Annotated in this window: 16 protein-coding genes; 11 read left to right on the forward strand and 5 right to left on the reverse strand. The window is 66.9% G+C overall.

Going from position 1 to position 25,170, the window contains the following annotated elements:
* The first annotated feature begins 100 nt into the window (after nt 1-100).
* Both EIK80_RS06255 and EIK80_RS06260 read left to right on the forward strand, forming a co-directional pair.
* Nucleotides 101-1,621: a tryptophan halogenase family protein gene (locus EIK80_RS06255; RefSeq protein WP_125156117.1), complete on the forward strand. Its 1,521-nt coding sequence runs from the start codon at nt 101-103 to the stop codon at nt 1,619-1,621.
* Between the two features lie 9 nt (nt 1,622-1,630).
* Nucleotides 1,631-3,181 (forward strand): tryptophan halogenase family protein, encoded by a 1,551-nt coding sequence (locus EIK80_RS06260; protein ID WP_125156118.1) that lies wholly within the window; start codon nt 1,631-1,633, stop codon nt 3,179-3,181.
* A 40-nt stretch (nt 3,182-3,221) separates the two neighbouring features.
* On the opposite strand, the gene EIK80_RS06265 is transcribed toward EIK80_RS06260, so the two are convergent.
* On the reverse strand, nt 3,222-3,839 hold the full coding sequence (locus EIK80_RS06265; RefSeq protein WP_370450199.1) for a peptidylprolyl isomerase: 618 nt from the start codon (nt 3,837-3,839) through the stop codon (nt 3,222-3,224).
* Nucleotides 3,840-4,042: 203 nt separating this feature from the next.
* Here EIK80_RS06265 and EIK80_RS06270 point away from each other — a divergent pair, with 203 nt between their 5' ends.
* From EIK80_RS06270 to ggt, 5 genes are all read left to right on the forward strand, one after another.
* Nucleotides 4,043-5,707: an MFS transporter gene (locus EIK80_RS06270; protein WP_125156120.1), complete on the forward strand. Its 1,665-nt coding sequence runs from the start codon at nt 4,043-4,045 to the stop codon at nt 5,705-5,707.
* Between the two features lie 87 nt (nt 5,708-5,794).
* Complete coding sequence (locus EIK80_RS06275; RefSeq protein ID WP_199743399.1) at nt 5,795-6,388, forward strand: RNA polymerase sigma factor; 594 nt, start codon at nt 5,795-5,797, stop codon at nt 6,386-6,388.
* Complete coding sequence (locus tag EIK80_RS06280; protein ID WP_125156122.1) at nt 6,352-7,353, forward strand: FecR domain-containing protein; 1,002 nt, start codon at nt 6,352-6,354, stop codon at nt 7,351-7,353. The genes EIK80_RS06275 and EIK80_RS06280 overlap by 37 nt, the downstream gene beginning before the upstream one ends.
* Nucleotides 7,354-7,472: 119 nt before the next feature.
* Nucleotides 7,473-10,730 (forward strand): TonB-dependent receptor, encoded by a 3,258-nt coding sequence (locus EIK80_RS06285; protein WP_125156123.1) that lies wholly within the window; start codon nt 7,473-7,475, stop codon nt 10,728-10,730.
* A 52-nt stretch (nt 10,731-10,782) separates the two neighbouring features.
* Nucleotides 10,783-12,540 (forward strand): gamma-glutamyltransferase, encoded by a 1,758-nt coding sequence (gene ggt / locus EIK80_RS06290; protein WP_199743421.1) that lies wholly within the window; start codon nt 10,783-10,785, stop codon nt 12,538-12,540.
* 326 nt (nt 12,541-12,866) lie between these two features.
* Here the strand turns inward: ggt and EIK80_RS06295 are convergent, their stop codons facing one another.
* The 3 genes from EIK80_RS06295 to EIK80_RS06305 form a co-directional block, all read right to left on the reverse strand.
* Nucleotides 12,867-15,620, reverse strand: coding sequence for a M14 metallopeptidase family protein (locus EIK80_RS06295; RefSeq protein WP_199743400.1), 2,754 nt, complete (start codon nt 15,618-15,620; stop codon nt 12,867-12,869).
* 220 nt (nt 15,621-15,840) lie between these two features.
* Nucleotides 15,841-18,633: a TonB-dependent receptor gene (locus EIK80_RS06300; RefSeq protein ID WP_125156126.1), complete on the reverse strand. Its 2,793-nt coding sequence runs from the start codon at nt 18,631-18,633 to the stop codon at nt 15,841-15,843.
* A 449-nt stretch (nt 18,634-19,082) separates the two neighbouring features.
* Nucleotides 19,083-20,246 (reverse strand): glycoside hydrolase family 105 protein, encoded by a 1,164-nt coding sequence (locus EIK80_RS06305; protein WP_125156127.1) that lies wholly within the window; start codon nt 20,244-20,246, stop codon nt 19,083-19,085.
* Nucleotides 20,247-20,457: 211 nt separating this feature from the next.
* Between EIK80_RS06305 and EIK80_RS06310 the strand changes: the two genes are divergently transcribed.
* Nucleotides 20,458-21,759, forward strand: coding sequence for an alginate lyase family protein (locus tag EIK80_RS06310; RefSeq protein WP_125156626.1), 1,302 nt, complete (start codon nt 20,458-20,460; stop codon nt 21,757-21,759).
* Between the two features lie 6 nt (nt 21,760-21,765).
* Here the strand turns inward: EIK80_RS06310 and EIK80_RS06315 are convergent, their stop codons facing one another.
* Nucleotides 21,766-22,530, reverse strand: coding sequence for a FadR/GntR family transcriptional regulator (locus EIK80_RS06315; protein ID WP_125156128.1), 765 nt, complete (start codon nt 22,528-22,530; stop codon nt 21,766-21,768).
* A 175-nt stretch (nt 22,531-22,705) separates the two neighbouring features.
* On the opposite strand from EIK80_RS06315, the gene manD reads away from it, so the two are divergent.
* The 3 genes from manD (at nt 22,706) to EIK80_RS06330 (ending at nt 25,067) form a co-directional block, all read left to right on the forward strand.
* Complete coding sequence (gene manD / locus EIK80_RS06320) at nt 22,706-23,917, forward strand: D-mannonate dehydratase ManD (RefSeq protein WP_125156129.1); 1,212 nt, start codon at nt 22,706-22,708, stop codon at nt 23,915-23,917.
* Nucleotides 23,918-24,251: 334 nt separating this feature from the next.
* Nucleotides 24,252-24,509 (forward strand): hypothetical protein, encoded by a 258-nt coding sequence (locus tag EIK80_RS06325; RefSeq protein WP_199743401.1) that lies wholly within the window; start codon nt 24,252-24,254, stop codon nt 24,507-24,509.
* Nucleotides 24,510-24,542: 33 nt separating this feature from the next.
* A complete protein-coding gene (locus EIK80_RS06330) occupies nt 24,543-25,067 on the forward strand; it encodes a low affinity iron permease family protein (RefSeq protein WP_125156130.1) in 525 nt (174 codons plus the stop codon).
* The last annotated feature ends 103 nt before the right edge of the window (nt 25,068-25,170 follow it).

Consider the following 25,170-nt stretch of genomic DNA (forward strand, 5'->3'; position numbering starts at 1 on the left):
CCCATTCTTTTTGGGAGGGCTTGGGTCTGTCCGGCCCACGCGCGAGCCGATAGCCTGGAGCCTAACCGGACGGAGACGCCGGGAAGTCGGGAGCAAGCCCATGCAGGACAATCGAATCCGCAAGCTCGTGATCGTCGGCGGCGGCACGGCCGGCTGGATGGCGGCGGCCGCGTTGCGGCGCCACTTCCAGGGTGGCCCGCTCGAGATCACCCTGGTCGAAAGCTCAGAGATCGGCACGATCGGGGTGGGCGAGGCGACCATCCCGACCATCCGCGCCTTCTACAATCAGCTGGGCCTGACCGACATCGAAGTGATGCGGGCGACCCAGGCGACCTGCAAGCTGGGCATCCGCTTCAACGGCTGGGTCCGCGAGGGTCAATCGTTCATCCATCCGTTCGGCCACTTCGGCCAGGATCTGCGCGGCGTGGCGTTCCACCACTATTGGCGCAAGCTGGCCCAGGCCGGCGAGCCGACCGACATCGCCGACTATTCGCTGGGCGCGTCCCTGGCGCGGGCCGGCAAGTTCATGGCCCCCAGCCGCAACCCGGCCTCGACCCTGTCGGTCTTCGACTGGGCGCTGCACTTCGACGCCAGCCTGTTCGCCCAGCTGATGCGCCGGGTGGCCGAGGAGAACGGCGTGCGCCGCGTCGACGCCAGGGTCACCAAGGTCAATCTGCGTCCCGAGGACGGCTTCGTCGCCTCCCTGGATCTGCACACCGGCGAGTCCGTGGAAGGCGACCTCTTCATCGACTGCTCGGGCTTCCGGGGGCTGCTGATCGAGGAAGCCCTCCAGACCGGCTACGAGCACTGGAACGACATGCTGTTCTGCGACCGCGCCTGGGCGGCGCAGAGCGAGGGCGTGGGGGATCCCATGCCGTACACGGACGTCACCGCCCACACCGCCGGCTGGCGCTGGCGCATTCCGCTGCAGCACCGTTACGGCAATGGGTACGTCTTCTCCTCGCGCCACATCGGCGATGAGGACGCCCTGGCCGAGCTGAAGGCGGCGATCCCCGATCCACTGCTGCACGAGCCGCGCCTGATCCGCTTCAATCCCGGCCGCCGCAAGCAGGTCTGGAACAAGAACGTCATCGCCCTGGGTCTGGCGTCCGGTTTCCTGGAGCCGCTGGAAAGCACTTCTATCGCTCTGATCGAGACGGGCATCGAGAAGATCAAGGCGCTGTTCCCGGACAAGGACTTCGCGCCCGAGATCGTCGACGAGTTCAACGACTGGTCCCGCCGCGAGATGGAGCGCGTGCGCGACTTCATCGTCCTACACTACTGGGCCAACAAGAGGGGCGACACGGCGTTCTGGCGAGACTGCAATGACGTCGTCCTGCCCGAGGCCTTGCGGCGCAAGGTCGACCTGTTCCTCACGCGCGGCCACTTCGTCCGCTACCGCTGGGAGATGTTCGCCCCGCCCAGCTGGATGGCGATCTATGCCGGCTTCGAGCTGCTGCCGCAGACGGTGGATCCGTCGCTCGACGGTATCGATCCTAGGACCTTGAGCGCCCCGCTCGCCGAAATGCGCAAGGCCGTGCGGGAGGTGGTGGCCAACGCTCCGCCGCACGCGGCTTTCCTCGACCAATATTGCCGATCCGCCGCCATGGCTGCGGAATAGGACGCCCCCATGACCAACACCAATCCCAACGCCATCAAGAAGATCGTCATCGTCGGCGGCGGCTCGGCTGGCTGGATCTCGGCGGCGATGCTGGCCCACTATTTCGAGAAGGGCGGCTGTCAGGTCGAGCTGATCGAATCCGAGGAAATCGGCACGATCGGGGTGGGGGAGTCGACTATCCCGCCGTTCCTGCAACTGATCGCCAGCCTCGGCATCGACGAGCGGGAGTTCATCCAGGCCACCCAGGCCAGCTTCAAGCTGGGCATCCGGTTCGAGGACTGGAAACAGAAGGGCCAGCATTACTACCATCCGTTCGGCGCCATCGGCGGCCCGATCGGTCCGCACGAGTTCTATCAGTGCTGGCTGCGGGCCAAGGCCAACGGCCATCCGTCGGAACTGCAGGACTTCGCGCCCGGCACGGTGATGGCCGACCAGTGGAAGTTCATGCTGCCGTTCAAGGCCCAGCGGTCGCTGATCGCCGGGGCCAGCTACGCCCTGCACATCGACGCGCGCCTGATCGCCAAGGTCCTGCGCGGCTTCGCCGAGGCGCGCGGCGTCAAGCGCACCGAAGGCATCGTCACCGACGTGGTCACGCACCCGGACGGCTCGGTCGCCAAGGTGATCATGAAGAACGGCCAAGAGGTCGAGGGCGACCTGTTCATCGACTGCTCGGGCTTCCGCGCCCTGCTGATCGGCAAGACCCTGGACGTGCCGTTCAACGACTGGTCGGACATGCTGCTGTGCGACCGCGCGGTGGTGGTGCAGACGGAGAACGTCGGCGAACCGCACCCCTATACCCTGTCCAAGGCCGAGGACGCCGGCTGGCGCTGGCGCATCCCGCTGCAGCACCGGGCCGGCAACGGCTATGTGTTCAGCTCCAGGCACCTCAGCGACGACGAGGCGCGCGCCACCCTGGTGCGCAACGTCCAGGGCCCGATGCTGATGGAGCCGATGTTCATCCCTTTCAAGACCGGCATGCGCCAGCGCCTGTGGGAGAAGAACGTGGTGGCCGTGGGCCTGGCGGGGGGCTTCATCGAGCCGCTCGAGTCGACGGCCCTGCACCTGATCTATCGCGGCATGGACTTCCTGCTGCGGTTCTTCCCCGATCGCGACTTCAGCCCGGAGCTGGCGGCCGAGTACAACCGGCGCATGACAGCCGACTACGAGGAGATTCGCGACTTCATCGTGCTGCACTACTGCACGACCCAGCGCGACGACACGCCGTTCTGGCGTGATGTCCGCCAGGCCCCGGTCCCCGACAGCCTCAAGGCCCGCATGGAGCTCTTCAAGGCTCATGGCGTGCTGCGCGAGGGCGTCGACGAGATGTTCCGCAACCCGTCCTGGCAGTCGGTGATGGAGGGCATGGGCGTGCGGCCGCGGCGCTACCAGCAGTTGGTCGACACCGCGCCCTACGAGGTCATTTCACGGACCCTGGACCAGTCGAAGCCGATGCTGGCCGCCCAGGTCGCGGGCCTGCCCAGTCATGGCGAATTCCTGGCCCAGAACTGCCCCGCGCCGCCGCCGGAACCGGTGGCCGCGCCGTTCAAGACGGTGGCATAAGGAAGTTTCTCCTCCCCGTGAAACGGGGGGCGGAGGGAGATCAGACCCGCTTCATCGAAATGATCTTCACCGGCGGGTTCAGGATCTGGCCCTTCATCGACGGCACGTTGGTCGGGCCGTCGGTGCGGCCGGCCAGGCTCTTCTTCACGACGTCCATGCCCTGCACGACCTTGCCGAACACGGCGTAGCCCTGGGCGGCGTCGCTCTTGCCGGGCTTGGCGTCGAGATAGGGCTGGGCGCTGGCGCAGATGAAGAAGTCGGCGGTGGCCGAGCCGGGCGCGTCGCGCCCCATCGAGATGGCGCCGGCCGTGTGACGCAGGCCGGTCTTCAGCGTGCTCTCGTGGGCGATCGGCGGGGCGCGGCGGGAATAGGGCTTGGGCTGCCCCTGAATCGAGCCGGCGCCCGGCGCGCCTTTTGCGCGGTTGGCGCGGAAGAACTGGCCGCCGTCGAAGCGGTGGCGATCGACATAGGTCAGGAAGTTGGCGGCCGTGATCGGGGCCTTCTTGTCTTCCAGCTCGACGACGATGGTTCCCTTGTCGGTCTCGATCGCCACGCGCGGCTTGCCGGCGGCGCCCCAAGCAGACGTAACAAGTCCCGAGGTCGAGGCCAGGAAGGCGAGGGCGGCGCCGATCACGGCGCGGCGGACGATCTGGTTCATCGGAATCCCCTCAAAGGCTCGCGCGGACCCTAGCCGATGGCGAGCGCCGAAGTCGACCGGGAGACCGCCCCTGGCAAATTGATGGCAGCGCTACCGAAAAAGCCTGATCTAAGAATCCCGTTCTCTGGGCTAGGCTCTCCTGGAGTTAGGTTTGGGGCGACCGCGGGGGACACGCGGCGTGATCGAGGGAAGGGACAAGCATAATGGGGGCTGACAGCCAAGCCGCGCCCGCGCCGAAGCCGGGCAAGGGGCGCGACGCGCTGGTGATCGGGGCGTCTTCGCTCGGCACCGTGTTCGAGTGGTACGACTTCTATCTCTACGGTTCGCTGGCGGTGATCATCACCAGCCACTTCTTTTCGGGCGTCAACGAGACCACCGGCTTCATCCTGGCCCTGCTGGCCTTCGCCGCCGGCTTCGCGATCCGGCCGCTGGGGGCGGTGATCTTCGGACGGCTGGGCGACATCTGGGGCCGCAAGAACACCTTTCTGATCACCATGCTGCTGATGGGCGTCTCGACCTTCGTGGTCGGCCTGCTGCCGTCGTACGAGCGGATCGGCATCGCCGCGCCGATCCTGCTGGTGGTCATGCGCCTGGTTCAGGGCCTGGCCCTGGGCGGCGAATATGGCGGGGCCGCGACCTATGTCGCCGAGCATGCGCCCGAGGGGCGGCGCGGCTTCTACACCAGCTGGATCCAGACCACGGCGACCGTGGGCCTGTTCCTGTCGCTGCTGGTCGTCCTGATCGTCCGCACCCAGCTGGGCGAGGACGCCTTCAAGGCCTGGGGGTGGCGCGTCCCGTTCCTGGTCTCTCTGCTGCTGCTGGGCGTGTCGCTGTGGATCCGCCTGAAGCTGCACGAGAGCCCGACCTTCCAGCGCATGATCGCCGAGGGGAAGGGGACCAAGAAGCCGCTGGCCGAGGCCTTCGGCCAGTGGAAGAATCTCAAGGTCGTGCTGCTGGCCCTGTTCGGCCTGACCATGGGCCAGGCGGTGGTCTGGTACTGCGGCCAGTTCTACGCCCAGTTCTTCCTGGAAAAGACCCTGAAGGTCGACGGGGCCCTGGCCAATCTGCTGATCGCCAGCGCCCTGCTGATCGGGACGCCGTTCTTCGTGTTCTTCGGCTGGCTGTCGGACAAGATCGGCCGCAAGTGGATCATCATCGCCGGCTGCGTGCTGGCGGCGGCGACCTATTTCCCGATCTTCAAGGCCATCACCACCTACGCCAACCCGCTGCTGGCCCAAGCGGAAGCCTCGGCGCCGGTGACGGTGTCGGCCGATCCGGCCACCTGCGCCTTCCAGTTCGACCCGGTCGGCAAGGCCAAGTTCAACACCGCCTGCGACGTCGCCAAGGCCTATCTGGCCAAGGCCGGCGTCACCTATTCGGTGCACGACGGGGGCGCCGGCTCGCCGACGACGGTGCAGGTCGGCGGCGTGACGCTGTCGGGCTTCGATGCAAAGGGCGCGACCGGCAAGGCCTTCGCCGCCGAGCGCAAGGCCTGGGAGGCCGACCTTGGCGACCAGCTGAAGGTCGCCGGCTATCCGGCCAAGGCCGACGGCGCCCTGGTCGACAAGCCCAAGGTCATCGGCCTGCTGTTCCTGCTCGTCCTGTACGTGACCATGGTCTACGGCCCGATCGCGGCCATGCTGGTCGAGCTGTTCCCGACCCGGATCCGCTATACGGCCATGTCGCTGCCCTACCACCTGGGCAACGGCTGGTTCGGCGGCTTCCTGCCCACGACTTCGTTCGCGATCGTGGCGGCGACGGGCGACGTCTATTCGGGCCTCTGGTACCCGGTGATCATCGCCTCGGTGACCGCCGTTATCGGCGGTCTGTTCCTGAAGGACACGCGCCACAACGTGATCGACGATTAGGCAGCCGCCTTCCGCGACCCGGCGGCCGCGCCGCCGCCGGGTTGCCTTCGAGCTCTTAATCCGCTTGGTTGGCCGCCGAGGGGAGCGTTGATGGCGCAAGAAGACGAAGACCGTCGCGCCTGGTTCAGGCGCGAGATCCTGCCGCTGGAGCCGGATCTGCTAGCCTATGCGCGGCAGTTCTGCCGTGACGGCCAGACCGATCCCGAGGACCTGGTCCACGAAACCTTCGCCCGCGCGATCGCCTGCAAGACTTGGCGCGAGATCGGAAATCCGGGGGCCTTCGCCACCCGCATCCTGCGCAACTGCGCGCTCGACGCGCTGCGCCGCCGCAAGGTCCTGACCATCACTGCCGTCGCCGACTTCGACCGCATCGAACCGATCGACGAAGCGCCCACCGCGCAGATGATGCTCGAATCACGCGAGGAGCTGCGGCTGCTGGCCGGCGCGATCGCCGAACTTCCGACGCAATGCCGACGCGTCTTTACGTTGAGAAAAGTTTATAGCCTCTCGCCCGAGGATATAGCGGTTCGGCTCGGGCTATCCGTCTCTACTGTTGAGAAGCATCTGGTGAAGGGCCTTCGGTACTGTTCCGACAAGTTGGGACGTCGTATCGGACGCAAGAGTAAGGTCGACGAAGGACGCTCATGGAGCGCGAGACGGGATCACGACGCGAAGCGGTGAGACAGGCGGCCGCCCTCTGGGTGGTCCGGCTTGACGATCCTTCGTGCTCGGCCGCCGATCGCGCCGCCTTCGAGGCCTGGCGCGACGACAGCCACGAGCATGAGGCCGCCTATGAGCGCGAGGCCGCCGCCTGGGCGCGGCTGGAGCGCCTTCGCGCCTTGCGTCCGGGCATGGAGCGTCCGGATCGCGACCTGCTGGCCGAGCGCCGCCCGAGCGTAGCGCGGACGCCGTGGGCGCGCGGCATGGCCGCCGCGGCCGCCATCGCCCTGGTCGTGGCCGGCACGATGACGTTCGACGGCGGCGCGGCCTACGCCACCGCCATCGGCGAGCGTCGGGTCGTGGTGCTCAGCGACAACAGCCGCATCGAGCTCAATACCGACAGCAAGGTCGTCGTCCGCTATCGCAAGGGCGTGCGCGAGGTGAAGCTGATCCGGGGCGAGGCGGTGTTCGAGGCCGCCAGGGACGCCCGCCCGTTCGTGATCAAGGCCGCCCACGCGGTCATGGAGGCCGATGGCTCCACCGAGATGGCCGTGCGCCTGCGCTCCGACGGCGCGGCCGTGACGGTCAAGCGCGGGGCGGTCGACCTGGACCCCGCCCCGACCGAGCGCAAGGATGATCTGCGTCTGACGGCCGGCGTCACCGCCATCTACAGCTCGGCCGGCAGCCGTTCGCGCGCCGTGTCGGACAGCGAGATCGACCGGGCCCTGGCCTGGCGACAGGGCGCGATCGCCCTTAACGGTCAGTCGCTGGAGCAAGCGGTGGCCGAGTTCAACCGCTACAACAGGCAGCAGATCCGCATCGCCGATCCGTCGATCTCGGGCCTGCGCCTGGCCGGCTATTTTCAGACGACCGAACCCAACAGCTTCGTCAGCGCGGTGACCAGCGCCTTCCCGGTGCGCGCCGCCGCGGGCTCTGACGGGGCCATCCGCCTCACGCGCCGCGTGGTCTCCGAAAAGACCGGCTGAGAAAAAGTGGGCTGAAAAAGTTTCCGGCCGAGTGGCGGAAATGGAGAGCCCTCGCGTCGGTAGGGCTGAAGGCGTCTTCCCATGGGGATGGATGACGCCCCGAGGGGTTACCAAAGAAAATGTCGATCGACACACGCCGCCGCACGGTCCGCGGCTTCCTGATGGCGTCCGCCGCCGTGCTCGTCCTGGCCGGTCCGGCCCTCGCGCAAGAGGCCCGGCACAGCTTCAACATTCCAGCCGGCGACGCGGTCAACGCGCTGCAGACCTTCGCCAAGCAATCGGGCAAGCAGGTGCTGTTCCCGTTCGAGGCCGCCTCGGGCAAGACCACGCCGGCGGTGACCGGCGACGTCGCCGACGCCGACGCCCTGGCGCGCCTGACCAAGGCCGCGGGCCTGGTCGTGGCCTCCGACGACGGCAAGACGATCACGCTGCGCCAGGCGCCGGCCGTCTCCCCCCAGTCATCGAGCGCGGGGGCCGGCGCGACGAGTGAAGAGGCCCAGACGGTCGAAGCCATCGTGGTGGTCGGTTCGCAGATCGAAGGCGCCCGCACCACCGAAGCCCTGCCGGTGACCGTGGTCAGCGAGAACGATATCATCGCGACGGGCGCGGTCTCGGGCGACGAACTGTTCCGCGCCATCCCGCAGGCCGGCGACGTCCAGTTCCAGGAAGCCCGCACCACGGGCAATCTGAACGACGCGCGTGGCGACGTGGCCTCGCTGAACCTGCGCAGCCTCGGCACCGGCAACACCCTGGCCCTGCTGAACGGCCGCCGCGCCGTGCTGGCGCCGGGCACGCAGACCGAGAACCTGGTGCCGGTCCAGACCGTCAACACCAACTCGTTCCCGGTCGCGGGCGTCAAGCGGGTTGAAGTGCTGCGCGATGGCGCCGCCGCCATCTATGGCACCGACGCGGTGGCCGGCGTGGTCAATACCGTGCTCGACACCAAGTTCCGCGGCCTGAAGATGGAAGCCCAGTACGGCGGTTCCGAAGGCACCAGCTACCGCGAAGGTTCGTTCAATGTGAAAGCCGGCACGCGCCTGGAAGACGGCACGCGCCTGACCTTCTTCGGCAACTACACCGGCCGCAGCCGCCTGAACGCCTCCGAGCGCGACTATGCCGCCAGCGAGGATCACCGCCCGCAGGTCGCCGACACCCCGTGGGTGGACAACACCACCTTCGACAGCCGCTCGACCTCGAGCCCGTGGGGCTCGTTCACCCTGATCCCGTCGACCACGACGGTGCGCCAGGGGACGACGGCCTTGACGACCTCGGGCGTCTTCCACATCGAGCCCGTCAGCAACACGGCGGCCGGCTGCTCCAGCACCGTGCTGACCGGCGGCCTCTGCATCAAGTCGGGCACCATCACGGGCGCCAACGACCGCGTGCTGCGCTATGACGAGAATCCCGACCGCACCTTGAAGGGCGGCCTCGAGCGGACCAACCTGTTCTCGACCGTCGAGCACGACTTCGGCGACATCACTGCCTATGGCGAGGCGGGCTACTATCACGCCCTGTTCACCGGCAGCCGCGAGCAGTCCGCGCCGCTGAGCACCGCGCCCATCACCATCGCGGCCAACGCCTACTGGAACCCCTTCGGTCCCGTGGGCAGCGTCAACCGCCTGGCCAACCTGACCGGCGTGCCGACCGGCGGCGCGGCGATGAACATCCTCACCTATCGCGTGGTCGACACCGGCCCGCGCACCTACACGGTGACCGACGACAGCTACCGCCTGCTGGGCGGCCTGAAGGGCTCGTGGAACGGCTGGAAGTGGGATTCGGCGGCGCTGTATTCCAAGGCCCGGACCAAGGACATGACGCACAATGCGATCAGCAACACCCTGTTCCAGCAGGCGCTGAACCGCACCGACGCGTCGGCCTACAACCCGTTCAACGGCGGCAATCTCGACAACTATTCGCTGGGCGACACCTCGCCCAACAGCCGCGACACGATCAACGCGTTCTTGATCAACGTCTACCGGATCAGCGAGACCTCGCTGGCCCTGGCCGACTTCAAGGTCTCCAAGAAGGACCTGTTCCGACTGCCCGGCGGCGACGTCGGCTTCGCGGCCGGGGTCGAGTGGCGTCGCGAGACCTATGACGACAACCGCGACGACCGTCTGGACGGCAAGATCAAGTACACCAACAGCGTCACCGGCATGACCTACAACACCGACGTCCTGGGCGCCTCGGGCGCGCCGGACGTGCATGGCAGCCGTTCGGTCACCTCGGCTTTCTTCGAACTGGCGGTGCCGGTCATCTCGCCGGAGATGAACATCCCGTTCGTCGAGGAGATCAGCCTGCAGATCGCCGCGCGCGGCGAGGACTACTCGGACTTCGGCAGCGTCTATAAGCCCAAGGGCGCGATCTACTGGAAGGTCGGCTACGGCCTGGCCTTCCGCGGGTCGGTTTCGCAGAGCTTCCGCGCGCCGAACCTGCCGCAGTTCTACAGCGACGGGGCGACGGTCTCGAACAACCGCATCGACTACGCCGCCTGCCGCCTCAACGGCACGACCTGCGCGACCGCCAGCACGATCGAGTCGCGCAGCGGCAACAAGAACCTGAAGCCGGAAGAGGCCGACAACGCCACGGTCGGCTTCGTCTATCAGCCGACCTTCATTCCGGCCCAATACGGCAAGCTGACCCTGACGACCGACTTCTGGTCGATCCGCGAGAAAGGCGTCATCGGCGTCGTGGGCGGCTATAACGCCATCGCCTACGACTACTATCTGCGCCTGCACGGCTCGTCGAACCCGAACGTCGTCCGCGACGCCCCGGTCGGCTCGGCCACGGTCGGCAATATCGCCTATATCAACGACACCTATCAGAACCTGCAGCCGCGCATGGTCCAGGGCGCCGACTTCAGCGTCGATTACGACCTGGACGACACCCCCTGGGGCGACTTCGGCCTGTCGGTCAATGTCGCCAAGCTGCTGAAGTACGACCAGTCGCCCAGCCCGCTGGAGTCGCTGTTGCAGTCCGCCGTCGCCTCTGGCGAACTGCCGGGCCTGACGATCTCGTCGGCCGGCAATCAGATCAAGATGGACGGCTACCCCGAGTTCCGCGGCACCGCCAGCTTCACCTGGCGTAACAACGGCTGGGGCGCGGGCGCGTTCGTGCAATACGTCGGCGAAGCGTACGACACCGGCCCGGCCCAGGTGAACGGCCAGTACTTCCCGATCAAGGACTGGACCACGGTCAGCCTGTACGGGCAGTACGCCTTCAAGGACGGCATGTTCGGCGGTTCGACGATCCGTATCGGCGCGCGCAACGTGTTCGACAAGGACCCGCCGCTGTCGGCGTCCAACTTCGGTTACTCGGGCGCCCTGCACAACGCCACGGGCCGCTACTGGTACATGAACCTGTCCAAGAAGTTCTAGGACATCCCGGACGGGGCGGCCTTGCTGGGCCGCCCCGTTCCTCTTCGCGCGTATCGTCTTGCGAGGCTCGACCTTGAAACCCTTCCGCCTGTTCGCGACGGCCGCCTCGGCCCTGGCGCTCGCCTTCTCGCCGATCGCCTCGAGCGGCGCCCTGGCCCAGAAGAAGCAGCTGCTGGAATATCCCAGCATCCACTCGCCGGTCGTGGGCGAGAAGGGGATGGTGGTCAGCCAGAACGCCATCGCCACCAAGGTCGGCGTCGACATCCTGCGCCAGGGCGGCAACGCCGTGGACGCCGCGGTCGCCACCGCTTTCGCCCTGGCCGTGACCCTGCCGCGCGCCGGCAATATCGGCGGTGACGGCTTCATGATGGTCTACATGGCCAAGACCCAGGAAACGGTCTTCATCGACTATCGGGGCATCGCCCCCAGGGCCGCCAAGCTCGAGACCTTCGTCGACGAGAACGGCAAGGAGATGGACGACGTCGCCTCCCGCGGCTACCGCGCCCCAACCGTGCCAGGGACGGTGGCGGGCCTCTACCTGGCCCACCAGAAGTACGGCAGGCTGCCGTGGAAGCAGGTCGTCGAGCCGGCCTTCAAGCTGGCCAGCGACGGCGTGGCCCTGTCGCCCGACGAGGCCTTCGTGTTCAGCTGGGGCAAGCAGCGCCTGTCCGAGAGCGCGGCCGGCAAGGCGGCGTTCTACAAGCCCGGCGGCGAGCTCTATCGCGCCGGCGAGATCCTGAGGCAGCCGGACCTGGCCTGGTCGCTGCGCCAGATCGCCGACAAGGGCGCCGACGCATTCTATCGAGGCGAGATCGCCCAGCGCTTCGCCGCCGACATGAAGACCCACGGCGGCCTGATCACCGCCGAGGACCTGGCGTCCTACAAGGCCGTGATCCGCCAGCCGTTGGAGGGCAGCTATCGCGGCCTCGCGGTCAAGACCTCGCCGCCCGCCAGCGCCGGCGGCGCGACCCTGCTCGAGATGCTGAACATCCTCGAACAGTTCGACCTGAAAGCCTCGGGGCCCGGCTCGGCCAAGTCGCTGCACCTGATGGCCGAGGCCATGAAGCTCGGCTACGCCGACCGTTCGCGGTTCCTGGGCGACACCGACTTCGTCAAGGTCCCGCTGGCCGGCTTCACGTCCAAGGCCTACGGCGTCGAGCGCGCTAAGCTGATCGATCCGGAAAGGGCCAAGAGCGCCAAGGAGCTGGGCGTCGGCGATCCGTGGGCGTTCGAGAGCCACAACACCACGCACTTCTCGGTGGCAGACGCGGACGGCAACGCCGTCTCCAACACCTTCACCCTGGGCGCGGACTTCGGCTCGGGCGTGATGGTCGCCGGGGCGGGTTTCGTGCTGAACAACCAGATGAACAACTACGCCCACGCCGCGGCGTGGCGGGCCCAGAAGAGCGGCCGTCCCCTGCCGCCGAACGCCCTGCAGCCGGGCAAGCGGGTGCTGTCGACCATGATGCCGACCATGATCTTCAAGGACGGCAAGCCATGGCTGATCACCGGCACGCCGGGCGGCAGCACGATCATCGACACGGTGCTGCAGGTCATCGTCAATGTCGTCGACTTCAAGCTGAACGTGGCCGAGGCCACCCACCAGCCGCGCATTTTCCAGGACGCCAGCGACAATCTGCGCGTCGAGCCCAACTTCAATCCCGACACGGTGGCCGCCCTCAAGGCGATGGGCCACCCCCTGTCCTCGGACGAGACCATGGGTTCCGCCCAGTCGATCATGATCGAAAAAGGTCTCTTCCTGGGCGGCGCGGACCCGCGTCGTCCCGGAGCCGAGGCGATCGCGCCCTAGAGGTCATCCTCCCCCCACCTGAGAGATCTCTTGGGATGCGATCCATCGGCGCCGGGACTGCCCTCCCGGCGCCGATTTCATTTCGGCTTTTGCGTTGAATCAACGTCGCCGCCCCAGACGTGGCGCACGCTGCGTTTCGAGGTCGGCGAGGGGCTGCGGTCCGGCGTCTCGTCCGCTCTCGACGTCCGACGCGGTCGCCAGTTGGCGTCGGACGGTTGGTGCTCTCGGGGCGGCTCCCCCAGTGGTCCCGAGTGAGATCGGCGCCGGATTCCCCTCCGGCGCCGATTTTGTCTCTTCGTTCCCGCGCTGAACGCGAGAAGCCCGATCTACTTGCCGCTGACCGCCGGCCCGTACAGCAGGCTGTTGAACAGGAACTTGAACGTTCCGTACGACTGCGCCCGCTGGGTGATTTCCGGCCCGAAGGCGAAAACCTTGCCCTTGCCGACGTCGATGTCGAGCATGGCGGTCGAGCCCTTCAGCTTTTCCTGGCCGACAGCCCAGCCGCTACGCAGCGGCTTGTCGGTGTCGAACCAGGCCACGCGCGACACGCCCTTGACGTCGGCCTTCACGGTGAAGGCCGGGCTGCGGTCGAAGAACACGTCGACCTCGCCGCCAGCGCCATAGGCCAGGGGCTGCTTGGGATCGACCTTGGCGCGCAGCACCGACCCGGGGATGTAGAGCTCGCGGTTGGTGAAGGCCTTCAACTGGCCGTTCTCCATCTTGGCGGTGGCGACGTCGACCGGCGCGCCCAGGGCCGTGGCCAGGCGCGTCGAGGCGCCGATGGCGACCACCGAGCCGCCACCCTTCACGAAGGCGGCGATCTGCGGCAGCGTCTTGTCGTCGCTGACGCGACCCAGCCACGGACGGTACTCGGCGGGAATGTCCTCGGGCTTGGGCTGCGGACCGCTACGGCCGGCCTTGAACGGGCCATCGGCGGGAGCGGGGACGACGCCGTCCGGGAAGACCAGCACGTCATAGTCCTTGGCGATGTCGCCGGCGTCCAGGCGCTGCGGGTAGACCACCTGGAAAGGCGCCTCGAACTTCTCGAACATCCAGCGGTTCCAGCCCGAGGGCATCGAGCCGCCATAGACGTCCACGAGGCCGACGCGGATCGGCTTCAGGGCGATGGTGGCGCCCGACGGCTTGCCGCCGACGGCGTAGGCGTCGATGCCCAGGTCCTTGACGCCCTTGTCGATCACCGCCTTGGCGGCGGGCGAGGCGGGGACCCAGATGGCGCCGGGGCCGAAGGCGGTCTTGCCGGCCTTGGCGCCGTCCTTGACCCAATAGACCTTGGCGCCGGCCTTCAGCAGGCGGTTGGTCAGGGTGAAGCTGGCGTTGGTTTCGTGGCTGACCAGCCAGCCCGCGCTCCCCGCGCCCTTCACCGCGCCCGGCGTCACCGCGATCAGGTCGGGCACGCGGGTCGTCGGGGCCTCGAAGCCGTCCAGGATGCGGTCGAACTTGATCCCCATCTGGTAGGCCAGGGTGTAGCCGGTGACGTCGTACGGGGCCTTGGGCGGGCCGCCCGGATATTCCAGGTCGTGCGGGTGATCCTGGGGCTCGAACATGTCCATGATGTGCGGGCGATAGGCCTGGGCCGCGCGCACGACGTAGGAGCCGGCCGGATAGGTCCTGGCCCCGATCGTGAAGGGCTTGGTCGCCTTGTCCACGTCGACCCCGGTCTTGATCAGCGCGTTCAGGAAGGCCACGACCGTGGGCATGTCGGCCTGGTCGGACGGGATGACATAGCCACGCGGATCACGCGCCTCGGGCGTCTGCAGCACCGTCTTGTAGAGCTTGGGATCGACCGCCTGGCCGTAAGGACCCGGCTTGTCCTTGCCGGCCGCTTGCAGTTCCTCGACGCGGGTCGGGGTGATGGTCCAGCTGTCCTTACTGCCCCGCTTGATGCTGTTGTCGCCCATCTTCCAGATGTTGAAGAGCAGGCGTTCCTTGTTGCGGGCGGCGTAGTCGATGACCGCACGGTTCATGGTCCACTGGTAGTCCAGCGAGTCCTGCAGGCGCCATTCGCGCGGCGCGATGGGGGCGGGGCGGTCGTTGCCCGGCAGTTGCAGTTCCGGCACCAGATTGACCGTCGTCGGGGTCGGGCCGCCGATGATCTCGGTCAGAAGGCCGATCGAGTTGTGGAAATAGGCGACCGACCGCTCCATGCCGTTGTGCCAGGTGGAGTAGGGCGCGGCGCTGCGGGCGCCCGAGCCCGGCTTGTCCTCGGCCACCAGGCGGCTGTGCATGGCCATGCCGACTTCCTGCAGCTCGGTCATGACCAGCGGGTCGTAGTTGAAGTTGAACGGGTCGCGGAACGGCGGCACGAAGACCACCATGCCGTTCGGGCCGGTCTGGTGCTGGTTGTAGATGATCTGCGGATACCACTCGCGGAACAGCTGCTTGTTGACGTTGGTCGTCTCGGCCATGGCCGACATGAAGCTGTCGCGGTTGTTATCGTGGCCGACGTACTTCTGATAGAGGCGCGGCAGCGAGCCGAACTCGCGCTTCTTCGGATCCTGGTTGCGCATGTACCAGTCCGAGACCATCTCCATCCCGTCCGGATTATCCTGGCCGAACAGGATGATGGTGTCGTCCAGCATCCGCAGGGTCTCGGGATCGGTCTGGGTCAGCATCCGGTGCAGCACCTGGATCTGGCCTTGGGAGGTGATCGTCTCGCTGGCGTGCAGGCCGGCGTCGATCCAGACCACGGCCTTGCCTTCGGCCGCCAGCTTGCGCGCCTCGTCTTCCTTGACGCCCTCGGCCTTGGCCAGCTTGCGCGCGATCGCCTTGTAGTGGTCCAGCTTGGCCAGGTTGGCCGGCGAGGAGACGATCGCCACCCACATGGTGCGGCCTTCCTCGGTCTTGCCGATGTCGACCAGCTTCATGCGGTCCGACTGGCTGGCCAGGGTCTTCAGATAGGCTTCATAGGCCGTGTAGTCGGCCAGGAAGTAATCGCTGCCGACCGGCTGGGCGAAGGCCTTGTCCGGTGGGGTGATGTCGGCGGCGATCGCGCCGCCCAGCCCCGTGAAAGCCAGCACCACGCCGAGGGCCGCCCCGGCCATTGCTCCGCTTCGCGTCATTTCCAACCCCGTTGCGCTTGGCGGACGCAACGGTGCGTCGGCCCCTCTTTAGACTGACGTAAGTGGAGGGCGTTTCCGCACCCGCCGCAACGGCGGGGCCAGCCCATTTTTTCATCCGCGCGAGGACAAGGCCCAAAAGGAAAGGGGCCGCCCTCGCGGACGACCCCCTCCATCTCATCGGACCCTACTCACGCGGTCCGTACGCGAGATCAGGTGACGACTAGTACTTCAGGCGAACGCCCAAGCGGAAGTAGCGGCCCACGGCGCCCGACTGCGAGTAGGTCGGGTTCCAGTTCACCGCGGCGTAGTTGGCCGGGTTGAACATCGGGCCGGCGTCGAACAGGTTCAGCACGTCGGCATAGACCGTCGTGTGCTCGGTGACGTCGTAGCCGCCGGTCAGGTCGAAGGAGATGAAGTCCTTCGTGTGGCACTTGAAGTCGGCGTCGCCGTACAGGCAGGTCTGGTCGCCCACATAGCTTTCGTCGATCGAGCGCAGGCCGCTGACATAGTTCAGGGTGCCGGTCATCGTGGCCGGACCGCGGGTGAAGGTGTTGCTCCACGAGGCGCGGTACTTCGGCGTGCCGGCGCCCGACGACAGGACGTACGGGGCCTGCTTGCCGACGTAGTTATAGGTCACCCCGCCCTGGGTGTACTTGAAGTCGAACAGCACGGTGGCGTTCAGCTCGCTGGTCCACTTGACGTCGGCGGGCAGGTACATCGTGTTCTGGACGTTCAGGTCCATGCCGCTGGTGCGCAGCGAGTCGGCGTTGATGTACGGCGAGGCCACCGACAGGATGCGCGGCAGGGCGTTCGGGGCGTCCGGATCCGGCAGGTCGGGGGTCACCACGTAGCCGGCCGGGATGGCTTCGCCGGCGTAGTAGGCGGCGATGGCGTCACCCGCGCTGGCCTGCGCGATCACGTCGGTCTTCTTGATGTGGTAGTAGTCCAGCGAGACGCTGAAGTTGCGGGTGGGGGCCCACACCGCGCCCATGGTGTAGCTGGTCGACTTCTCCGGCTTCAGGTCCGGGTTGGCCGCGGTGATGCTCGAGAGCGAGTAGGTCTTGGTATACTCGCTGCCGCCGTGGGCCGCGACGAAGTCGGGGTAGTTCGCGAACGAGAAGTTCGTGAAGCCCTGGCTGGCCGAGTCGCCCGATTCCGAGAACGACGGCGCGCGGAAGCCCTTCGAGACGGTGGCGCGCAGGGCGACCGTCTTGATGGGCGTGTACTTGACGCCGATCTTCGGCGAGAAGTTGCCGCCGAAGTCCGAATAGTGGTCATAGCGACCCGAGACGTTGACCTCGACATTGTCCAGCACCGGCATGCCCAGCTCGGCGAAGGCCGAGGCGACCGTGCGGTTGCCGATGGTGCGGGCGTTGCCAAGGCCCTGGGCGTCGTTGGTCGGGTTCAGGGCCGGGTCGTTGACCGCCTCGTAGCGGAACTCGCCGCCCAGACCCAGCTGGGCGGGGCCGCCCGGCAGGTTGAAGACGTCGCGCGAGGCCTGGAAGTTGATCGAGTCCAGGTCGCTGGTCGAGGTCTTGGCCAGGACCGGGGCGAGGGCGCTGCGGACAGCCTGGCTGTTCTTCGACGGGTCGAGGAAGTTGTACGTGCCGTTGTTCACCGCGTCGATCAGCGCGTTGTAGCTGATGTAGCCGTGGTTGGCGCTCTCCAGCCAGCCGTGGGCGATGACCAGATTGGCCTTGTAGTTCCAGTCGGCCGCCGAGCCTTCGACGCCGCCGACCAGGCGGGCCATGCGGTTGGTGTAGTTGGCGTAGAACGGGATGTCGCTGAAGCGGTAGCGGATCAGCGCGTCATAACCCTCGGCCGCGAACGGATTGTTCGGGTTCAGCTGGCCGTTCGACAGCAGGGCCGGCAGGACGATGTTCGACAGGTTGTGCGGCGTCGATGACGAGATCGAGCGTTCAGCGCCACGGGTCGAGGTCTTCGACTGCATGAAGCTGGCCGACAGATAGGCCTGGAAGTTGTCGTTCGGCTTGATCGTGAAGCGGCCATAGGCGCCCACGCGCTCTTGCTTGGGCTGGACGTCGCCCAGCTTGGCGACGTTCTGGGCGCAGTACGCGCCGCCGGCCGAGGTGGTCAGCGGGGCGTCGGCCGCGCAGGTGCGCAGCGGTTGCCACAGTTGATCGGCCAGGGCGACGCCGGTCGAGATGTCGCCCGCCGTGCCCATCTTCGCGCGCTTGACCTGACCGTAGTAGGTGCTGCCGCCGGCGCCCGGGTTGTCGTTGCTGCCGCCCGGAATGCCCGACAGGTCGAAGGTGTCGTACGGATAGCCGCGCTGATCGATGCGGATGCGCTTGTCGAGCTGGTACTCGACGTCCAGGTACATGTTGTACTTGTCGGTGTTCAGGTCGCCATAGCCGACCTCGCCGTTGAAGCGGTACTGGTCGCCGCCGCCGTGCTCGGACGTGCCGACCGACAGGTCAGCGCCCATGCCCTGGAAGTTCGACTTCATGATGATGTTGACCACGCCGCCGATGGCGTCGGCGCCGTACAGCGACGAAGCGCCGTCCTTCAGAGTCTCGATGCGCTCGACCGCGTTGAACGGGATCGAGTTGAGGTCGACGAACGAGCGCTGGCCGTCATCGGCCAGCGGGTAGCTGGCGTTGCGGAGGCCGTCGATCATCACCAGGGTCGAGTTGACGGTCAGGCCGCGCAGGGCAACGCCCGTCGAGCCCGCGGCGAAGCCGCTGCCGAAGGCGGCGGGCACCGAGCCCGAGTTGTCGGCCGACAGGCTGCGGATGGCGTCGGCCACCGTCGTGATGCCCTGGGCCTTGAGTTGTTCGTTGGTCTGGACCTGGACCGGCGAGGGGGTGGCGGTGTCGGTGCGGCGGAGCAGCGAACCGGTGACGACGACGGCCTCGACCTCGTTGTCCTGGGCGGCCGACTGAGCGGCCGGCGCGGTGGTCTGGGCGTTCGCGGCGAAGCCGGCCAGCGTGGCCACGCCCACGATCATCGAGGTCGCGAGCAAGCGGCCCCGGGTAAACGGATAGTTCATGTCTTTATCCTTCCGGGCCGCCCTCGTCGGCGCGCGCGCCGCCGTCCTTACAGCCCGATGCAAGATGTGTTTCCCGCCGCGATCTGGCGGTTGTCGGCGCCTTAGGAGCTTCGGGCCCGGATGGTCAATCGTGAGGCACTTGCTGTAATCGAATTGTCTTTAAGCTGTATCTATAAGGACACGACTTTGGTGAATTGGGGCGGCAATAAGACAGTCCTATATCGTCGGCGAAACATTACGGAAAATTATAAATATCGCTTCTCGATATCGCCGAAAACTCGCCGTTCGAAGAACGATGAACTCTATGTAGCGTTTTTAGTGTAGATAATAATCGAGCCGTTCGTCGAATAGCGATATTTAGGTTCGCGCAAAGTCGCGCGGCGTCGCGCGCGAGCTTAGTCGCGCGACGCCGCCAGATCTTGAGTTGAGTCCAAAGGCTATGCGGGCCGCTAGAAGCGGCCGCGCGACACTTCCGAGGCCGCGAGCAGGAACGCTCCGGCGCCATACAGTTGAGTGTCGTCGGCTTCGACGTGTTCGGGGGCATAGCCGACCTGCTGCACCCAGCCCAGCTTGCCGTCCGGGCGCATGGCCTGGGCCAGCGCGTTCCACCCCCGGCGCGCGGCGGCTTTATATTTCGGCGCCTTCAGCAGTCCGTTATTCACGCCCCAGGCCAGGCCATAGACGAAGAAGCCGGTCCCGCTGCTTTCCGGCGGGCTGTGCTCGGGCGCCAGCAGCGAGACGGGCCAGTAGCCATCGGGCTTCTGCAGGGCCGTCAGCCGGGCCGACATCTGCTTGAACAGCGCCACGTAGCGCGGGCGAGACGGATGGTTCGCGGGCAGGGCTTTCAGGATGTTGACGACGCCCGCATAGGCCCAGCCATTGCCGCGGCTCCAGAAGATCTTGCGACCTTGGTCGTCCTTCCTGTCGAAGTATCGGCTATCGCGGAAATAGAGGCCTTCCCGCTTGTCCAGCAGCCAGTCGGTGGCGGCCCAGAACTCCCGGTCGCCATAGGCGGCGTAGCGGGGGTCACCAGTGGCGGCCGACAGGGCGATCCAGGTCGGCGGCGCCATGAACAGGGCGTCGCTCCAGCACCAGCGGGCCTGACAGGGCTGGTCTTCCGCGCCGTCGATGAAGGTCAGGTCGGCCTTGGGCGGATCGGCCAGGATGGCGTCGAAGCGGGCCTTCACCGGCGCGATCTGAGCGGGGTCCGGATCACGGCCGTAGGTCCAGATCCACGACTGAGCGATGACGTGATCGTCGGCGTGCAACGGGCGCGAGCCCAGGCCCCAGCCCTCCTGGGTGCCGTGCGCGCGCAGGGCCAGGGCGTAACCTCGGTCCCCTGTCCGCTCGGCGAAGGCGGCCAGGCCGGCATAGAAGGCGCCTTGGATCCAGCCGCGCGGATTTTGGGTCTTGGCGTGCTGGGTTTTCACATAGTCGAATTGGCCGTCCATGTGGCGCAGCTGCCAGTAGGCGACGGCGCGGCCCAGGGTCAGGGCGGCGGCGGAAAGGTCGGCGGTCGCCGTGGCGGGCCTGGACGATTTCGGGGGCTGTGCGGCGGCGGGAAGGGCGCTCAAGGTCAGGCAGATCACAGCCGTCGCGAACCGTACGCGCATCCGAAACCTCCCCGGGGCGCGCCTCTGCCGGGCGCTGGTCGGCGGTGCGCCTATGGATCCGTCGCAAGTTGTCTTACCTGATCCTGTCGCCCCTGGGCAAATCGTATGGCCGATTCGGAATATTGGTCATGCCAGTCCGCTTGTCTGGTCGCCTGGTTGCGGTGTAGCAGTTTTGGCGCCGGTTTCTGGATGACGCAGGCCCGCAGCCTTGATGCCGCGGCGCGAGGAGTGGGAGGACGCAACGATCCGCTCAACAATCCGAACCCTGGTCCTGAGCGCCGCCGCCGCTAGCGCGCTCTCGACCGCCGTGCCGGCCCTGGCCGCTGGCCCCGTCTGCAAGGCCGAGGAGGGCTACGCCGCCGACTTCGACGGCCGCCGCACCTTCCGCTGGAAGCCGCAGTGGTTGAAGGCCGTCAAGGCCGATCTCGCCGATCCGTCCGTCGCACTGGCCTACAGGGCCCTGCTGGCCCGCGCGGAAAAGGCGTTGGACGGCCCGTCCTACGCCGTCACCGAGAAGACCCGCGTCCCGCCCAGCGGCGACAAGCACGACTATATCTCGATGGGCCCGTACTGGTGGCCGGATCCGGCCCAGCCGACCGGCGAGCCCTATATCCGCAGGGACGGCGAGGTGAATCCGGAAAGGAACACCAACGCCTTCGACGCCGTGCGCATGGACAGCATGGCCAGCGCCGTCGAGGCTCTGTCCCTGGCCTACTATTTCACCGACGACGCCAAGTACGCGACCAAGGCCGCCCAACTGCTGCGCGTGTGGTTCCTGGATCCGGCCACGCGCATGAACCCGTCCATGAGCTACGCCCAGGGCGTGCCTGGCCGCACCCCGGGCCGCGCCGAGGGCGTGCTCGACACCTTCAGACTGCTGCGCGTGGTCGAGTCGATCGGGCTCCTGGCCCCCTCCAAGGCGCTCGCGCCGGCGGAGCAGAAGGGATTGGAGGCTTGGTTCGGCGACTACGTCGCCTGGCTGGGAACAGGGCCGACCGCCAAGGAAGAACGCGCCGCCCAGAACAACCACGGCATCTGGTACGACTACCAGCTGGCGACCTTCTCGTTGTTCGCGCGTCGGCCGGACCTGGCCAGGACGGTGATCGCCGAGGCCGGCAAGACCCGCGTCGATCCGCAGATCGACCCCGACGGCAAGATGCCCAAGGAATTGGCCCGCACCAGGGGCCTGCACTACAGCTATTTCGCCCTGGAACCGTTGGTCGGCATGGCCGAGCTGGGGCCGTGCGTCGGCGTCGACCTGTGGGGCTACAAGGGGCCGAGGGGGCAGGGCATCCGCGCCGCCTTCGACTACCTTGCCCCGTATGTCGGCGACGAGGCGGCCTTCCCGTTCAAGGAACTAAAGCCGCAGGACGCCACGGAAGAGGCTCTGCCGCTGTATGATCTGGCGGCGGCGGCCTACGGCGACGCGAGCTTCGCGGCCAAGGCCGGCTTCATCGCCAAGAAGGACCCTGCGGCGCAAAGCCGGCTGACGATCGGGGCGTATCGAAAGTAGGCCGCTTTAGATCGCCGACCTTCTCGCCAGCTCGGTTCGCCGAGCCGCGACTTCGTTCCGCGCCCGTTCCAGCGCGTCGATCTCGGTCGCGGTCAGCAGGTTGTCGATCACTCGGCCCAGGTGCTCGCGCATGGCGTTGCGGGCGGCGGTGGGGTCGCGTTGCTTCAGGGCCCGCAGGATCTCCTGATGGTCGTCGATCAGCGGGCGCACGCCGACCTGGCGGGCGCGCTCCAGCATGGCGCGGCACAGGGGCGACTTGTAGCGCAGGTCCCAGAGGTTCTCGACGACGGTGACCAGGGCGCTGTTGCGGCTGGCCTGGGCGATGGTCACGTGGAAGCGGCGGTCGGCGCGCTCGCCGCCGCGCGGGTCGCTGTCGTTCTCCACGACCATGTCGTCCATGATCGTCGCCAGCTCGGCCAGTTCCTCGTCGGTGATGGTGGCGGCGGCCAGGGCCGCGACCTCGCCCTCGATCAGGCGGCGGGCCTCGGTCAGCTCGAAGGCGCCGATGTCCAGTTCGGGTGCGGTGACCTCGGCGCGCGGGGCTTCGGTGACATAGACGCCCGAGCCGTGGCGGGCCTCGACCAGGCCGCGGATTTCCAGGGCGATCATCGCCTCGCGGACGGTCGGACGGCTGACCTTGTAGTCTTCCGCCAGATCCCGCTCGGACGGCAGGCGCTGGCCAGGGCGGTGCGTGCCGTCGCGAATCGAGTCGGCGATCGAGTTGGCCACCTGTTGGTAGAGCTTGCGGGTTTCTGCCGTCGAAGTGGTCATGTGTTTTCGCTGATCGAGCCGACGCGGCGTCGGCGCGCGCCTAGCCTATTGTATGGCCGATGTTCGCGCTACCGGGCTTGAGGGCGATGGAAGGGCGCGGTCACTAGCTTCTTGTCGGATAAGTCGCTAGAAGTGGTCAGGCCACTTTAAGGCCCCGCTTAGCTATTCCAGGTCCATGCTGAAGATCATCGACGCCAAGGTCATCGTCACCTGCCCCGGCCGCAACTTCGTGACGCTGAAGATCACGACCGAGGACGGGGTCACCGGGGTCGGCGACGCCACCCTGAACGGGCGCGAACTGTCGGTGGTGGGCTTCCTGCAGGATCACATGATCCCCAGCCTGATCGGCCGCGACGCCCACCAGATCGAGGACATCTGGCAGTTCTTCTATCGCGGCTCGTACTGGCGCGGCGGTCCGGTGGCCATGACCGCCCTGGCGGCCGTCGACATGGCTCTGTGGGACATCAAGGGCAAGGTCGCGGGTCTGCCGGTCTATCAGCTGCTGGGCGGCGCGTGCCGCACCGGCGTCACCGTCTACGGCCACGCCAACGGCGAGACCATCGACGAGACCATCGCCGAGGCGGTGAAGTACAAGGCCATGGGCTACAAGGCCATTCGCCTGCAGACGGGCGTGCCCGGCCTGCCCAGCACCTACGGCGTCTCCGGCGACAAGATGTTCTACGAGCCGGCCGACGGCAACCTGCCCACCGAGAACCTGTGGTCGACCGCCAAGTACCTGAACCACGTGCCGAAACTGTTCGAGAAGGCGCGTGAGGTCCTGGGCTGGGACGTCCACCTGCTGCACGACGTCCACCATCGCCTGACCCCGATCGAGGCCGCCCGCCTGGGCAAGGACCTGGAGCCCTATCGCCTGTTCTGGCTGGAGGACTCGGTCCCGGCCGAGAACCAGGCCGGCTTCCGCCTGATCCGCCAGCACACCACTACGCCGCTGGCCGTCGGCGAAATCTTCGCTCACGTCTGGGACTGCAAGCAACTGATCGAGGAGCAATTGATCGACTATCTGCGCGCGACCGTGCTGCACGCGGGCGGGATCAGCAATCTGAAGAAGATCGCCGCCTTCGCCGACCTGCACCACGTCAAGACCGGCTGCCACGGCGCTACCGATCTGTCGCCGATCACCATGGCCGCGGCCCTGCATTTCGACATGTCGATCCCGAACTTCGGCCTGCAGGAATACATGCGCCACACGCCGGAGACGGACGCCGTGTTCCCGCACGCCTATACCTTCGATGACGGCATGCTGCACCCGGGCGACAAGCCGGGCCTGGGCGTCGACATCGACGAGGATCTGGCCGGAAAGTACGAATACAAGCGCGCCTACCTGCCGGTGAACCGTCTTCAGGACGGGACCATGTTCAACTGGTAAGGCCACTCGTTGCGCGGCCTCTTCCGCCGCCGGCGGCGGTGCTTGTGGTCGCTGGTGCAGAGGCCTTCGTCGTCGATTCAAAATCTATGACGCCGCCGGTAGCGCGTATCGAGTACTTCGTATTTATCATGTATTTCGATGGTTTATAGAAATCGCCGACACATGAATGTCGGGTTCACGACTTATGTTTATTTTTCCACTTGGCTGTATTTGCTCGATATCCCCAAATCGGGGTGTTAAGCTCTAGTCATCATCGGCACGGTCCTCTCGAGCGCCGATGACCGAGAGACGAAGCCCAGGCTTCACTCCCGCTCGAAAGGCAGGAGTTCACATCATGCCGACGTACCTCTTCTACCCACGGCGCGCCGACGGCGTGTCCCTGACCTTCATCGCCAACACCGCCGAGGGCGATGTCGACGCCCTGGAACTGGCGGCCGAGGTCGCGGCGGCGCACGACTGCGTCGGTGTCTTCGTCTGGGAATCGGCCGCCGCGGCGGACGGCAAGGACCGCTTCGTGGGCGAGGTCGCGCGGCGCGGCGCCCAGGCTCTGCATCAGCCGATGCCGCGGCGCGGAGCTTCCGCGGCGGTCTAAGCGTTACCGGGGCGATCGCAAGGAGATCGTCTCGTGGACAAGCTGTTCGCCAAATTCGCCAACGTCACGGCCCGTGCCACGGGCAGTCCGCCCGCGTTCCTGATTTGCGTCGCCCTCGTGGTGCTGTGGGCGGTGACGGGGCCGATCTTCAAGTTCTCCGAGACCTGGCAGCTGGTGATCAACACCGGCACGACGATCATCACCTTCCTGATGGTGTTCCTGATCCAGAATACGCAGAACCGCGACGGCCTGGCCTTGCAGACCAAGCTTGACGAGCTGATCCGCGCCACCACCGAGGCCGAGGACGACTTCATCGGCATCGAGAAGCTGACCGACAAGGAACTCGAGGTGATGCACGCCCACTGCAAGCAGCGGGCGGACAGGCACGTGCGGGCCTTCCAGAAGCTGGCGGCCGAGAGGGACGCCCGTCTCAAGGCCCGGCCCAAGAGCAAGGGCGCCGCCAAATCCGCCAAGACGGCGCCGTCCGCCTCGACCCGCGCCGCCAGCCGCGCCAAGGCCCTGTCGGCCGGTCATCCGTCCCGGAAGAAGGCCGGGTGATATCAGACCACGACAGGGTGGACGTCAGATCTTATCGGCGATAGCGGTACCATTTAATGGGCCGGCTTGAGCGCGCCCAACGGGGAGAGCCGCCTTGCCGAAA

Source organism: Caulobacter sp. 602-1, from assembly GCF_003931565.1.
Classification (GTDB): domain Bacteria; phylum Pseudomonadota; class Alphaproteobacteria; order Caulobacterales; family Caulobacteraceae; genus Caulobacter.